7 protein-coding genes and 4 pseudogenes are annotated in these 13723 nt (G+C 60.7%); 8 read left to right on the top strand and 3 right to left on the bottom strand.

Going from position 1 to position 13723, the window contains the following annotated elements:
* Positions 1-14: 14 nt before the first annotated feature.
* Together ACFFNA_RS35240 and ACFFNA_RS35235 are read right to left on the bottom strand one after the other, a co-directional pair.
* The gene (locus ACFFNA_RS35240) at positions 15-1067 is read right to left on the bottom strand and encodes an ABC transporter substrate-binding protein (protein ID WP_378924500.1); all 1053 of its coding nucleotides are present in this window, start codon (positions 1065-1067) and stop codon (positions 15-17) included.
* Between the two features lie 278 nt (positions 1068-1345).
* A pseudogene (locus tag ACFFNA_RS35235) lies at positions 1346-2783 on the bottom strand (ISKra4 family transposase).
* Positions 2784-3173: 390 nt separating this feature from the next.
* Here ACFFNA_RS35235 and ACFFNA_RS35230 point away from each other — a divergent pair.
* Entirely contained in the window at positions 3174-3917 is a 744-nt protein-coding gene (locus tag ACFFNA_RS35230; RefSeq protein WP_378924498.1) for a hypothetical protein, read from the top strand.
* Positions 3918-4105: 188 nt separating this feature from the next.
* On the opposite strand, the gene ACFFNA_RS35225 is transcribed toward ACFFNA_RS35230, so the two are convergent.
* Positions 4106-4726 (bottom strand): TetR/AcrR family transcriptional regulator, encoded by a 621-nt coding sequence (locus ACFFNA_RS35225; protein ID WP_378924497.1) that lies wholly within the window; start codon positions 4724-4726, stop codon positions 4106-4108.
* 114 nt (positions 4727-4840) lie between these two features.
* Between ACFFNA_RS35225 and ACFFNA_RS35220 the strand changes: the two genes are divergently transcribed.
* The 7 genes and pseudogenes from ACFFNA_RS35220 to ACFFNA_RS35190 form a co-directional block, all read left to right on the top strand.
* On the top strand, positions 4841-5914 hold the full coding sequence (locus ACFFNA_RS35220; protein ID WP_095088731.1) for an efflux RND transporter periplasmic adaptor subunit: 1074 nt from the start codon (positions 4841-4843) through the stop codon (positions 5912-5914).
* Positions 5911-6996 carry an efflux RND transporter periplasmic adaptor subunit gene (locus ACFFNA_RS35215; protein ID WP_378924494.1) on the top strand — a complete coding sequence of 362 codons (1086 nt, stop codon included), beginning with the start codon at positions 5911-5913 and terminating at the stop codon, positions 6994-6996. The genes ACFFNA_RS35220 and ACFFNA_RS35215 overlap by 4 nt, the downstream gene beginning before the upstream one ends.
* On the top strand, positions 6993-10064 hold the full coding sequence (locus tag ACFFNA_RS35210; RefSeq protein ID WP_378924492.1) for an efflux RND transporter permease subunit: 3072 nt from the start codon (positions 6993-6995) through the stop codon (positions 10062-10064). The genes ACFFNA_RS35215 and ACFFNA_RS35210 overlap by 4 nt, the downstream gene beginning before the upstream one ends.
* A 284-nt stretch (positions 10065-10348) precedes the next feature.
* Positions 10349-11060 (top strand): annotated as a pseudogene (locus tag ACFFNA_RS35205) (IS6 family transposase).
* 55 nt (positions 11061-11115) lie between these two features.
* A pseudogene (locus tag ACFFNA_RS35200) lies at positions 11116-11577 on the top strand (transposase); the annotation flags it as partial.
* A 164-nt stretch (positions 11578-11741) separates the two neighbouring features.
* Positions 11742-13055, top strand: a complete 1314-nt coding sequence (locus ACFFNA_RS35195; protein WP_378924490.1) for a hypothetical protein — start codon at positions 11742-11744, stop codon at positions 13053-13055.
* A pseudogene (locus tag ACFFNA_RS35190) lies at positions 13052-13723 on the top strand (Ulp1 family isopeptidase); the annotation flags it as partial. The gene ACFFNA_RS35195 and the pseudogene ACFFNA_RS35190, both read left to right, overlap by 4 nt.

The raw sequence follows: 13723 nt of genomic DNA, 5'->3' as shown, positions 1-13723 counted from the left end.
TTTAGAAACGGGCGTCATGACGCGTTCAGCGCATTTGTGGCGATCTTCTCGAAGCGCCTGTCGAAAAGATCCTCGGCCTTGATCGGGGGCCTGTTCAGTTCCCGGGCCAGGAGATCGATCGTCGCCTGCTGGCGCGCGATCACGTCGTTCCAGTCGGGCGGGATGTCGAACTGGCCGTCGGCGTCGACGAGATACTGGCCATCTTCGCTGTTGAGCCCCTGCGTGGCGACATAGTAGCCTTCGATCCACTCTTTCGGATGCTCCTCCACCCATCGGGTCGCAAGTGCCCAGTAGCGCACATACTCGCCGAGAGCGGCAGCTTTGGCCGGGTCGTCCAGCACCGACTGTGGCGCATAGAGATGGGCTGGATCGTCGCGCAAGCCATGTGGGATGGTGGTAGCGCCGTCGGCACCATACTGGTGCAGATAGTGCTTGATGAGGACGCCCCAGATCGGCGCGACATCGACTTGGTTGCTGGCAAGTGCCACCGGATAGGCATCGCCGTTGCTGGGCAGTTCGATGAGATTGACGTCCTCCTTTTTCAGGCCGGCGGCCTGCAGCACCCTCAGCACCAGCGCGCCCTGCGCCTGACCCGGGCTGAAAGCAATCCGTTTGCCGCGCAAGTCCGCGAGCGTCCTGACCTCGACGCCGGGTGCAATGCCGAGCTGATAAATCGGGTGCGCAACCGGATCCTTGCGGAACTTCGCGGCTATGATCTTGACCTTGAGCCCGGTCCAGGTCGCGTGGATGGGCGGAATGTCGGCGACCGATCCGACGTCCAGCGCATTGGCGCGAAAAGCTTCGATTGTCTGTGGACCGCCGCTGATATTGGCCCATTCGACCTTGAACGGCAGTTGATCGATCAGACCCGAGAGTTCCAGCGCCCTTTGCGTCTCGGGATCGCCGATGCGAAGCACGGTGCCCTCCGGGATTTCGGTCGGTAGTTTACCCGCGTCCGAACTACCCGCCTGAGCCCCGAAAGGCGGGGAAGAAGCGACCAAGGTCACCGCAAAAGCGGCCACGAGGGCGCCAAACCTTCTTCTCGAAAATCTCTCCACAGCTAACATCCTCGTCTTGCTCCAATTTGGAAATGGCTTCCTATTTTCGCGGTTTATTATGTCTATCAATTTTATAGACGATAAAGTATCGGATGCTGTTCTTTGCCGCCGGAGGGAAACGCTGTTCGCCTCCGATGCCCATTTGGGGGCATGCGTCGCTCGACACGCCAAGACGTCGCGACTGGCGGGTGATAGTCCCGCCCGACTCGGCCTTCCATGCCCAGACGCGGTCGACGAAAGATTTGCGCCACATGTCGCGACGATTGGGACCGGTAACTTCTCTGGGGTTAGGCGGCGCGCAGAAGGGGCGGTTTGGGCTTGAATAATGGAGGCACGTTCGGTTCTGGCTGTCGGAACGGTGCCCGCAGCCGATCGCGAAGTTCGCCATTGATCTCCGCCGTCCTGACCTGCATGAGCATGTGCGCACCGTGGAGAGACCAGCGCATCTGCTGCTTCTTGACCATGCGTTTGCCGACAAGCGAATTCACTGCTGACTCGGCGAGGCTGGTGGCGACACGAAGCCCAGCTCGGTATCGCTTGCCATAGTTGACGATCGCGCCGCGGTTCGATCTGACATAGGTCAGGAGCTGCGAGCCGAGGCTATGAAGCCGTGCGATCGAGAACTCGCTGTCTCCTTGCGAATCCTTCACTCTCTCCAAGAGTTGCTCCAGGTCGCGGATCGCGCGATCGACGCGCCCATGCCACAGGCGCCACTTCACGGCTCTGATGTCCCTGTGGATGGTTGGAAGGGGCCTGGCACCGTCCGCGAGATCGAACCATGTGGTCGGCGATCTGCTGCATTGGTTGGAGCTTCATGGCGATGTGGAACCAGTCGATGATATGGGTGGTCGGCCTTGGCATGGCGCGGGGCAGGCGCTTCAGGATTTCGGCGCCATCCGAGATCACGGTGACGTCGCCAAAGCCGCAATATCCTTCTTGCTGAAGCGCGTGGAGCGCTCGATCTCGGATTGCGGTTTGGTCGGTGCTGCTGGTCACGAAATAGCGGCCACCGGGTTCGCCTCGACCGCCGCGACCGCATCTGGCTACAACGAGTTCGAAGTTTCGCGCTGCATTGGGATCGGCGCTTCGCACATGCGCTGTGTCGATGCTGATGATAAACTCTTTGCGCCGATCGCCGGGAAGCTCCATTTCGAGCTGGCGTCGATCATCAGCTTGCGCCCTTGCGCGCCGTTCTTCCTCTGCAACCTGCTCGTCCAGCCGTTCACCGATCCTGATGGTGCGCTTGCGCACGGTCGCATGCGTCTCGGTAGGCTCAATGGGCAGAAATTCGGTGAGCACTCTGGCGGCCTGCCGGTACGGCATCATGCTTCCCAGCCGCGCCGTCAGTTCCATCAGCTCGGGCGTCGCTCGATCCGGGCAGATTTCCTTCAGTGGCGCGAAAGCAACGACCATCCCTGGATGGCAATCCCCACACAGCATCCAGCGGGGATTGCGCACCTCCACCGTGCCGAACACAGTTCGGATCCGGCGCGCCGTATAGTCTTTGACCGGCCGGAACGTGTGGCAGTCCGGGCAAACCCGCCGAAACAGAGCATAGGCATTCTCCTCCTGGTTTACGACCGCGCTCTGCAGCGCCGTCATGATCTTCTTGCCGTCTTCGATCGACAGGCCGATTTCGCCGTCGAACAGGCGCTCCCAGCTCTTGTCGACCCGGACCTCCCGACGACAAACGTCGCCGAACTCGCTCTTTCCCTCGATTGTAATTGTCCACTACACCGCCATCGTTGCTTCTCCGAACAAAGCGACGGTGATGAACTGCTCGGGCCTAACAATCCGTGCTCAACCCCAGAAAAATTACCGGTCTCTCGCGCGGGAGCACCAACAGAAGCGCGATCAGGTGCTTGCCGGGCTTGAGCGGGCCAGCGACAGGGTCGAGACGAGCGCTCCCACGAGCGGCAACCGGGATGTTCGCAAGACGACGGTCAGGCTTCATGACGGTCGCACGGTGAGCGAGTATGACGACCTGCAGCACGACAGCTACTACATCTCGGTGAAGACGCCCAATGGCCAGGGAGGGGGCCAGGGAGGGGGCCAGGAGAAGGCCAGGAGAAGGCCAGGAGAAGGCCAGGAGAAGGCCAGGAGAAGGCTGGCTCCGTGCGCGATGGCCAGGTGCTGCGCACGAATGTGAGCCGCAATGCCAGGACGGGCGCGGTGACGACGCGCACCGATGACGACCTTGGCAGCGGCGACGTGGTCGAGCGGACACGGCTTGCGAGCGGCGTGGAGATCGACAGGACGACGCACCGCGACGGCTCGAGCCAGACGGTTGTGACGACGGTCGACGGCAGGAAGACGACGCTTGGCGCGGGTCAGGATGCCATGGGCAAGGATAGCCCGGCAATTGCCAGGGCTGTTGAGCGGGGCGACAGCCTGGATGCGATCGCGGCGCGGCAAGGTGTTGGGCGTGAGCAGATCGAGGCCGAGCTTGCGGCTGTCGGGCTTGGGGTGCGCAGCGGCGACAAGGGAGGGGTGAAGTCGACGGAGCTGGTAGCCGCGATGCCAGACGAGATCTCGCGCAGCGATGACGCCAAGGGCAAGGTGACGATCGATGTCGTGGATGGGCAGGGGCGTCGCCGGCGCACGATCACACAAGACCTCGATGGCCACAAGCGCAAGACGGTCGAGGAGACGTTCAACGGCTATACGCTGACGACGGCCGCTGACGGCCACATGCGGCTGAGGCAGGACGCGACGGGGCGGGAGTGGACGATCAAGGCGGGGAGCGCGGGGGCCGCCCTTGCGCATACGCTGCTTGCGATCGACCCGCACAGCCGCGATGCGCGCACGGGCAAGATTGATTGTCCAGGCAGCGATCGAGACCATGCTTGGGGCCGATGAGCTTGACCGGTTGCAGCACGATGGGGTCGGAACAAGAATTGTTCCGGCAGACACGCGGCCTTTATCAACCAAAGACAGCTACGGCTGATTTGATGATGATACCCCCCGCGGGGCTTCGGCGCATTTGGCGTCCCGTGGCGGCGCGAAAGACGCTCAATCGAAAACTCAGGCTATGACCGAAACTAATCTCATCCCGCTCTAGCGGCAGCGAGACCGTGCATAACGAGATCGAGATGGGCTTCGATATACCTCGGCGTTTCGAGATCGAGACGACCGTCGTGCATCAATGTTTCGACGATCAAGGACAACGCAGGCGCAAGTATGACGCGTGCAACCGCCGCAGGCCCGTCCCGAAATTCACCCTGACGGACACCTTCGTCGATGAGCGCCTGCGTCATGGCGAGGATCGGCTCAATGAGTTCGACGTGATGCGCATTAATGAGCTGGGGAAAACGTACGCCCTCAGAAATGGCGAAGCGGAGCAATTCCCGGGTTCTGCGATCCCCCATAACGTGTTCGTAGAAAAGCAGGATCAATGACCTGAGCCGCTCGGCGTAACTTCCCGTCAGATCCTTGGCGTCGGCTAGGACGTCCTCGAACGGTACCGCGATATGCCGTGCCATGGCAGAAAACAGAATTTCCTTAGTGGGGAAGTAGACGTAGACCGTCCCCTTTGTCACGCCTACCCGTGCGGCGATATCTTCCACGCGCGCCGCCGTGTAGCCTTGCTCGATAAATTCCTCAAATGCAGCATCGAGGATCTGGGCAGGCCGGAGGGCCTTCTGTTCAGCGCGCGTCAGCTTGTTCATGTTCACATTACCTAACCAAGAGATCCTATAGGGCCTAACACGTCATAATTATTTCATTGACTTTCTGGTAAGTCAACCGTAATCAGCTGGAAAAAGCGACTTGAGAGGCGAATTATGGGACAATTGACAACGGGATTTTTTTTAGGGTTTTCAATGGCATGGCTCGCGGCTTGCGCTCCTAAGGAAGAAACTCGACAGAAAGATACACGACACGTGGAGACGGTAGCTGTTCAAGCCGTACCGGTGTCGGAAACCATTTCGACGACCGGCGAGATCCGTGCCCGAATCCAGTCCGATCTTTCATTCCGCGTCAGTGGCCGCATCATCGCGCGGTTGGTGGATGTTGGTGATCGCGTCAAGGCCGGGCAGATTCTCGCGCGCCTCGATGCGCAAGAGCAGAAGGCTGACCTCCAGGTTGCACTTGCTAACCTCCAATCTGCGGAAGCGCAGCAAACGCAGGCCCGGCAGGCATTTGACAGACAGCAGAGCCTTTTTGCCGCAGGCGTGACCAAGCGGGCTGCTCTAGATGACGCACGCGAAGCCCTTTTGACGACAAGGGCCACGGTTCAGTCGGCGCAGGCCCAGCTGGATACGGCCCGCGATACACTTGGCCAGACGGACCTCAGGGCGGATGCCAACGGAATCATTACCGCCCGCAATGCCGAAGTAGGTCAGGTGGCGCAGGCTGCCCAACTTGTTTTCACGCTCGCCCATGACGGTCCCCGAGATGCCGTGATCAATGCCGACGAGTCCGCTCTTATCGGGCGCGAGCTCGAAGACGTTGCCAAGGTCAGGCTCCTGTCGGGCAAAGACGAGTTTCGGGCCAAGGTCCGAGAGGTGTCGCCAACCATCGATACCACGACGGGGACGATCCGGGTGAAGCTCGCTCTCGAAGATGCGCCTGACGCTCCCCTGGGAAGCGCCGTGATTGCCACCGCGCGGTACAAGCCCGAGGCCGTCATCGAGTTGCCGTGGTCGGCCATGGCCTCCTATGCGGGGCGGACGGCCGTCTGGCTCGTCGATACGAAGACGAGCGTCGTCTCCCTCCATCCCGTGGAGGTCGCGGCCTATACCAGTGGACGCTTCTCCGTCCAATCTGGCTTGTCTATGGGGGACATTGTTGTTTCCAACGGTACGAAATTCCTCAGCGACGGCGACGTCGTGTCTTACGAAAGAACCGCCCGATGAAAATCGATCCTCGCCTGACCGCGCTTTTGGCGGCGGCCGCGTTGCTGTCCGCTTGCCAGAAGGAAGAGGACGCAGCATCGGTGCCCGCTCGCCCCGTCATCTTTCAGATAGCCGAACCATTCGCGCAGGCGGCATTCACTCTGCCCGGCACTGTCCAAGCCCGCATCGAGACCGAGTTTAGCTTCCGCATTTTGGGCCGCGTCATCGCCCGCAACGTCCAGGTAGGCGACCTTGTCAAGAAGGGCGACGTCCTGGCAGCCATCGATCCGGTGGCGCTCGAGCTCTCTGTCAAAAGCGCGCAGTCCGATCTCGCCAATAGTCAGGCGCACCTGGCCAACGCCCGAATCACCGAAGACCGGCAGAGAACTCTGCTCGAGAGACAAACCGGGGCGAAGGCCACCTTCGAAACTGCCGAGCAGGAGCGCAAGACCGCAGAAGCCGCGGTCGCCAAGGCCCGGGCAAATCTCGACAAGGCGAACGAACAGCTGAGCTATTCTCGCCTGCTCGCCGAGTTCGACGGCGTCGTCACCGCGACGACAGCCGAGGTGGGGCAAGTCGTCTCGCCGGGGCAGAGTGTCGCGACGGTCGCGCGACCGGAAGAGCGCGACGCGGTCGTCGATGTGCCCGAAGCCGCCGGTGACCAGTTGACGCTCGGCGCATCCTTCGACGTCGCCTTGCAACTTGATCCCCGCATTCACGCCAGGGGCGTGGTCCGCGAAATCACGCCCGAAGCGGACGACGCGACGCGTACGCGACGCACCCGGTTGACGCTGATCGATCCGCCTGAAGCACTCAGGCTCGGCTCGGTCATAGTGGCCAGATCCATGGGGGAGGCCAAGACTTTGATCCGGCTGCCCTTGTCCGCGATTCGGACCGAGGGATCGAAGGCATTCGTTTGGATCGTCAACAACACGACCGGCAAAGTCACTTCCGGCCCGGTCAGGCTTGCCGAACAAACTGTTCCAAGTGGCCCCGTCACCGTGATCGACGGGATTAACCCTGGTGACAGAATCGTCACCGCTGGCGTCAACACGCTCGAAAACGGCCAGGCCGTTCGCGTCGACCAGGAGACCATCAATTGAAACCGTTCAACCTCTCAGACTGGGCGCTCGATCACCGTTCACTCGTCTGGTATTTCATGATCGTCTTCATCCTTGCAGGCACGTTTTCCTACTTCAACCTCGGTCGCGAAGAAGACCCTGCCTTTACCATCAAGACGATGATTATCAACGCGCAGTGGCCGGGCGCGTCTGCGGAAGAAATGACCCGTCAGGTAACGGACAGGATCGAGAAGAAGCTGGAGGAGCTTGACGCGCTGGACTACACGCGAAGCGAGACGATCGCCGGCCAGACCACGGTCTACGTCGAATTGCTTCCGACCACCAAAGCAAGGGACGTGACGGGCAACTGGCTTCGCGTCCGCAACATAATCAACGACATCAAGGGCGAATTTCCCAGCGGCGTCGTCGGTCCGTTCTTCAATGACACCTTCGGCGACGTTTATGGCAACATCTATGCGTTCACATCCGACGGCCTGACGCAGCGCCAGCTTCGCGATCTGGTGGAAGACTCCAGGGCGAAGCTTCTAACGGTTCCGAATGCGGGCAAGATCGACATCATCGGGGCTCAGGATGAAGCCGTCTATCTTGAATTCTCGACGCGCAAGATCGCAGCGCTCGGCATCGACCGCCAGTCCGTCATCGAAACGCTTGAAGCCCAGAACGCTGTGGCGCAGTCCGGCTTCGTTGATGCAGGACCAGAGCGGATCGCGTTGCGCGTCAGTGGCCAATTTACGAGCGAAGAAAGCCTGAAAGCCATCAACCTCAGGGTCAACGATCGATTTTTCCCGCTGACCGACATCGCGACGATCAAGCGAGGTTATGTCGACCCGCCGGCCTCGCTCTTCCGCTTCAACGGACAACCTGCAATCGGCCTGGCAATTGGCATGACGGCGGGTGCCAATCTGACGAACTTCGGCAAGGCGCTGGACGAGGAGATGAAGCGCGTCGTGGCCGATCTTCCGATAGGCGTGAGTGTTGAACGGGTTTCCGACCAGCCGGCCGTGGTGGAAGAAGCAGTGTCCGGCTTTACCAAGGCACTGTTTGAGGCAATCGCTATCGTTTTGGCGATCAGCTTCATTAGCCTTGGGCTGCGCGCTGGGCTGGTGGTCGCGATCTCGATCCCGCTCGTACTGGCGATCACCTTCGTCGTCATGGAATATACGGGCATCTCTCTCCAGCGCATTTCGCTCGGCGCTTTGATCATCGCGTTGGGGCTCCTCGTTGACGACGCCATGATCGCCGTCGAAATGATGGTGGCGCGCCTGGAGTCAGGCGAAGAGCTGCGCAAAGCCGCCACCTATGTCTATACGTCGACTGCCTTTCCGATGCTGACAGGCACGCTTGTCACCGTCGCCGGTTTTATCCCGATCGGCCTCAACAGTAGCGCAGCGGGCGAATTCACCTTCACCCTGTTCGTCGTCATTGCCGTTTCGCTCGTGGTATCCTGGGTCGTGGCCGTCCTGTTCACGCCGTTGCTGGGCGTGGCGATCCTGCCCAAGACGATGAAGTCGCACCATGAGCGCAAGGGACGCGGCGCACGGGGATTTGCCTGGCTGCTGGGAGCTGCCATGCGCTGGCGCTGGGTTACGATCATCGCCACCATCGCTGTTTTCGGCCTCTCGCTGGGCGGTCTTGGCCTTGTGCAGCAGCAGTTCTTCCCGGCGTCCGACCGCGTCGAGTTAGTCGTCGACTGGAGTATGCCCCAAAACAGCACGATTACGGAAACGAACCGCCAGATGACGGATTTCGAACGAGAGAAACTCGTCGGCAATCCCGATATCGACCATTGGACCACACATGTCGGGGAGGGCGCGCCGCGTTTCATCCTGTCTTATGACGTGCAGACCCCGGCTGTCTGGTTCGGGCAGGTCGTCATCGTGGCCAAGGACCTGGAGGCAAGGGACAGGTTGCGCACAGACCTGCAGGCTTATGTAGCGAAGACCTTTCCCGGTACCGACGCTTTTGTCAAACTCCTGGATATCGGCCCACCGGTGGGCAAGCCCGTCCAGTACCGCATCAGCGGCCCGGACATCCAGACGGTGCGTGAGCTGTCGCATCGCTTTGGAGCCATCGTCAACCGGCATCCTCTCATCGCCAACATGACCTATGACTGGAACGAGCCCTCGCGCGTCGTGAAGGTGGACGTGCTCCAGGACAAGGCTCGCCAGCTCGGCGTCTCTTCAGAGGATATCGCTAACGCGCTCAACAGCATCGTCGAAGGGTCCTCGGCGACGCAGATCCGCGACAGCATCTACCTCATCGACGTGATCGGCAGGGCCCAAGACGCTGAGCGTGGCTCGATCGAGACGCTAAGAGACCTCCAGCTTCCGGGATCAAACGGCAAATCCGTACCGCTCTCCGCAGTCGCCAAGTTCCGCTATGAGCTCGAACAGCCTATGATCGCGCGAAGGGATCGCATTCCTACGGTCACGGTGAAGGCCGCGGTCACCGGGCCGACACAGCCCGCGACGATCGTGGAACAGCTCAAGCCCCAGGTCGAAAAGTTCACGAAAGCTCTTCCTGCGGGATACAAGGTCGAGATCGGCGGCTCGGTAGAATCGAGCGCCGACGCGCAGGGACCGATCGCCGCGGTCGCCCCGCTCATGCTGTTCGCCATGGCGACGATCCTGATGATCCAGCTCCAGAGCTTCAGCCGCCTGTTCCTGGTTTTCGCAGTCGCTCCGCTCGCGCTGATCGGCGTCGTGGCGGCACTCCTGCTCAGCAATGCGCCGATGGGCTTCGTAGCGATCCTCGGCGTGCTCGCACTGATCGGTATCCTGATCCGCAACTCGGTCATCCTCGTCGTCCAGATCGAGAATCTGCGAAGCGAGGGCGTGCCGCCGTGGCGTGCGGTTGTCGAGGCCACGGAACACCGCATGCGGCCGATCTTGCTGACCGCCGCGGCCGCGACGCTCGCCCTCATCCCCATCTCCCGGGAAATTTTCTGGGGGCCCATGGCCTATGCCATGATGGGCGGGATTGTGGTCGGCACGGTGTTGACGCTTCTCTTTCTCCCGGCCCTATACGTGGCCTGGTTCCGGATACCACGAGAAGATCCGGATGCCTCCCCAGATGCTGCACGTGCTTGATTAGCGAAAGGGCGCTTGCGAGCGCCCTTCTTTCTCCAGATTTACCCTAAGGCACGTCGATGCACTCCCTCCTCTCGATCTACCCGTGCAGATCACGGTACAGCCTTGTCATTCTTGCCGTCACGGTCAGCCTGATGGGATGCGCTTCTCGGCCAACATCCGCGGTGCTTGAGCCCGCGGCGATCAAGCAGGTCCAGGGCGAGAAGGATTGATTTCTTCGATCTGGGCATCGTAACATTAACCGACGGTCGATTTAGGTATGCGATGAGTGGGCATGACGACTGTTGCCCCTTGATCGACTTTATCGCCGCCACCGTTTTCCCGCTGACGTGATTGCCCATGCGGTCTGGCTTTATTTCCGGTTTCCGCTCAGCTTGCGAATGGTCGAAGATCTGCTGGCTGCCCGTGGCATCACGGTCTCCCACCAGACGGTGAAGCTGTGGGCGGAGAAATTCGGAAGGCATTTTGCCAATGACATCCGGATGCGCTCAGCCGGAAAGCTCGGCGACAAATGGCACCTCGACGACGCCGTCATCACCACTCGGCGCGGGGAGAGAAACACTGCCTTTGGCGTGCGGTCGATCATGACGGTTTCGTTCTCGACGTTCTGGTGGAACGCCGCCGCAATGCCAAGGCTGCCAGGCGTCTGATGCGAAAGCTTCTCAAAGGTCAATGCCGCTCGCCGCGTGTGATGGTCACTTGCAAGCTTCGATCCTACAGTGCTGCCAAGCGCGATATCATGCCGGGCGTCGAGCATCGCTCACACAAGGGCTTGAACAATCGCGCTGAGAATTCTCACCAACCGGTCCGACGGCGCGAGAGGACTATGAAGCGGTTCAGGTCAGCGCGACAGCTTCAACGCTTCGTCTCCATCCACGATCCCATCGCCAACCTGTTTCACATTCCCCGCCAAAACATTCCACTGACCATCATCGCGAGCTGCGAGGAGCTGCGATGCAGATGTGGCGTCAAATCGCCCGTCTTCAGAGCACCTGATGGTAGAGACCCGCAGACGGCTCTGTGCCGGTCGTCACTAAGTTTACAATGCCACAGCCGCGACGTCGATTATGGCCACAAGCTCAATTTGACCACCGGCCGAAGCGGACTGATCCTTGACCTCGTCATCGAAGCCGGAAACCCGGCCGACAGCGAGCGGTTCTTGCCGATGCTGGAGCGCCACATCGGCATCTGGGACCAGGCGCCGCGGCAGGCGGCGGCCGACGGCGGCTATGCCAGCCGCGAAAATCTGCGCCGGGCCAAGGCCTGCGGCGTGCGCGACATGGCCTTCCACAAGAAGAGCGGCCTCAAGGTCGAAGACATGGTCAAAAGCAAGTGGGTCTATCGCAAGCTGCGCAACTTCCGCGCCGGCATCGAGGCCGGCATCTCCTGCCTCAAACGTGCCTACGGCTTGGCGCGCTGCACCTGGGGCGGGCTCGACCACTTCAAGACCTATGTCTGGTCCTCTGTGGTGGCTTACAATCTCGCACTCTTCACCCGCCTCAAACCGGTCTGACGCCACTCATCGGGTCGCGTTCAGTGGCACGCCGGCAGGCGCTGGCCGATACCCTATGCTGGCATGGCCGCACCAAATGCTCTCGCTCGCGATCTGCACGCCTCGTGCCATCCCGCGCTACCAAGAAGCACCGGTTGTGCGGCCAGAACGACCCTTCAAACCCCATGCTGCCGCAATCCAACCCGCAGGACAATCGGTTCAGCAGTACGCGGCACAGTGTCGACATTCCTCGCGCTCACTTTGGCGCGGCCATGCAAGGTTCTCCATCTGACTTGCGCAACAGGGCACTGGGTAGCATGCGCGACACAGCGTCATCGGAACCGAAGCCTGCCGCGCGCACGAAGGATAGAAAAGGCGGTGGACTGCTTTCTCGGGTTAAGTCGGGGCTTGGCAAAGTGTTTGGAGGAAGTCGCGGTGAAAAGTCGTTGGGCGGCTCAGCGTCGGATGCAGTCGATTCAGAGCTTCGTATCTACGCCTATAAGCGCACCCGTGCGTCCGAAGAGGACGCAGCCCTCATTTCCGAGTTCGTGCGCGCGTCGGCAGGAAGTTATGCTTCCGGTACCCTTCAGGGGATGGTGGAGCAACTGAGCCGGTTCAGCGAGTTCCTCAACTCTAAAAACTTGACACTGGCCGGTCTGGTTGAAAGCCCTGTTCAGTTGAAAGCCCATGCGGATGAATTTGTGAACGCGGGGGGCATCAAGCGAGTGCGTGCGGCATTGGAAGCGCTTCGGAAGTTCCGCGCCGGCGAGTTGTTGCCTCGGCCTTCTGCGCCACCTCGTCGTTCTCAGCCGCCTGCTCCTACCGGAGACCCGCTACTCATTCACCAGTTCGCGGCAGCAGCCCGGGCACTTGAGGTGCCCGACAAAACTATCAGGTCTCATACGCAGATTCTTAATAGCTTTTCCAAGTGGCTCACGGCCAACCAGAAGCCATCCCTGACGTCTCGGTTTCGAACCGAAGAAATAGCCGAGGACATCATGGCATTTGGCGAGGAGAATGACCCCAAGGGCCGCCTCTTTACGGCCCTCAATCATCTCCGAAGGATTCAGCCTGACTCGGCAGGGTTCGAAGCGCTCGGATCCGGGCCCCGCGTCATGGGGCGCCGTACTTTGAGCGCTTATGAGAGCGACGCCGACATCATCGACGACGCGACCAACGAAGCCTTGCGTAAGCTTGGACCGGCAGCGACTGCCAAAGAGAGGGCGCCTATCCTCAAGATCGCTAGCAATCAGCGCAAGCTTAGTGACTGGCTGAAAAGAGAGGGAAAGGAGAGCATAGCGAGTCGACTCAACGGCAATGAGCAGCAGAAAAAACAACTGCAGAAAGATATTTCGGAGTTCAAGCGAGCCATTGGCCAACCGTACGTCGGGTTGGGTATCAACAAGCTTCGGCACCCCAGGGCGACGAACTCCAGCACGGGCTGCATCCTTATGACGACGCCGCCAACATCATCGATGGCTTGGTCGAGGGAGAGTTGAGCAAGCTCGGATCCGGCCGGACTGCCAAGACCGTCCGCAATACTGCTTCGGGGCAACGAAAGTTCAGCGATTGGCTCCGAACAATGGGCAGGGAGAGCATCGCGAGCCGGATCAACGGCGATTGGCATCAGCGCGAATCATTGGACAGAGATTACCAGGAGTTCACGAAAGCCAACGGCAACGTTGGCATTGGCTTCAAGAGGCTTGCGCAGTATGTGCAAGTCGTCGAGGCAAACAGGGCGCTGGGTGTAGCCTTCCCTGACCAGCCGGGTCGGGAACCGCAGCTAGCCGGCGCGAGCTTATCGTGGTCGCCGCGGGTGCCGTCAGACTTTGACCTAAATGAGTGGCCGACGCCGGAAGGCCCGCAGGCCGGACGACACGAAACGGCTGTGTCGAGCTCGACCCGGTCGCCGCGAGTGCCGCCCGACTCTGAGGCGAGTATGCGGCCAACCCCGGAGGGCGCGCCAGCTCGGTCGTCAGAGATCTACCGCGGCCTCCATTCTTTCGTTGATCTGCCGTCCACACCGCAGGAGACGCGTGACGACGCTCAGTCAGCGCAGGTGCCTGGTCCGGCCGCCAGTCCGCCGTTCTCCATCGGGCCATCAGGCGAGCCTCTGGAGCTCGAGGATATCGGATATCTCGTCGGCGAGGATTGGCAGCATGGCTCA

It is taken from the genome of Mesorhizobium kowhaii (genome assembly GCF_042431665.1).
GTDB classification, from domain to species: Bacteria; Pseudomonadota; Alphaproteobacteria; order Rhizobiales; family Rhizobiaceae; genus Mesorhizobium; species Mesorhizobium kowhaii.
Note: the sequence above shows the minus strand (reverse complement) of the source record. Positions and strands in the feature narration are given on the sequence as shown.

What these genes read in the sequence shown, in the direction of transcription:
- ACFFNA_RS35240 (WP_378924500.1), bottom strand. Translation starts at nt 1,067, where the DNA reads ATGTTAGCTGTGGAGAGATTTTCGAGAAGAAGGTTTGGCGCCCTCGTG.
- ACFFNA_RS35225 (WP_378924497.1), bottom strand. Translation starts at nt 4,726, where the DNA reads ATGAACAAGCTGACGCGCGCTGAACAGAAGGCCCTCCGGCCTGCCCAG.
- ACFFNA_RS35220 (WP_095088731.1), top strand. Translation starts at nt 4,841, where the DNA reads ATGGGACAATTGACAACGGGATTTTTTTTAGGGTTTTCAATGGCATGG.
- ACFFNA_RS35215 (WP_378924494.1), top strand. Translation starts at nt 5,911, where the DNA reads ATGAAAATCGATCCTCGCCTGACCGCGCTTTTGGCGGCGGCCGCGTTG.
- ACFFNA_RS35195 (WP_378924490.1), top strand. Translation starts at nt 11,742, where the DNA reads ATGCTGCCGCAATCCAACCCGCAGGACAATCGGTTCAGCAGTACGCGG.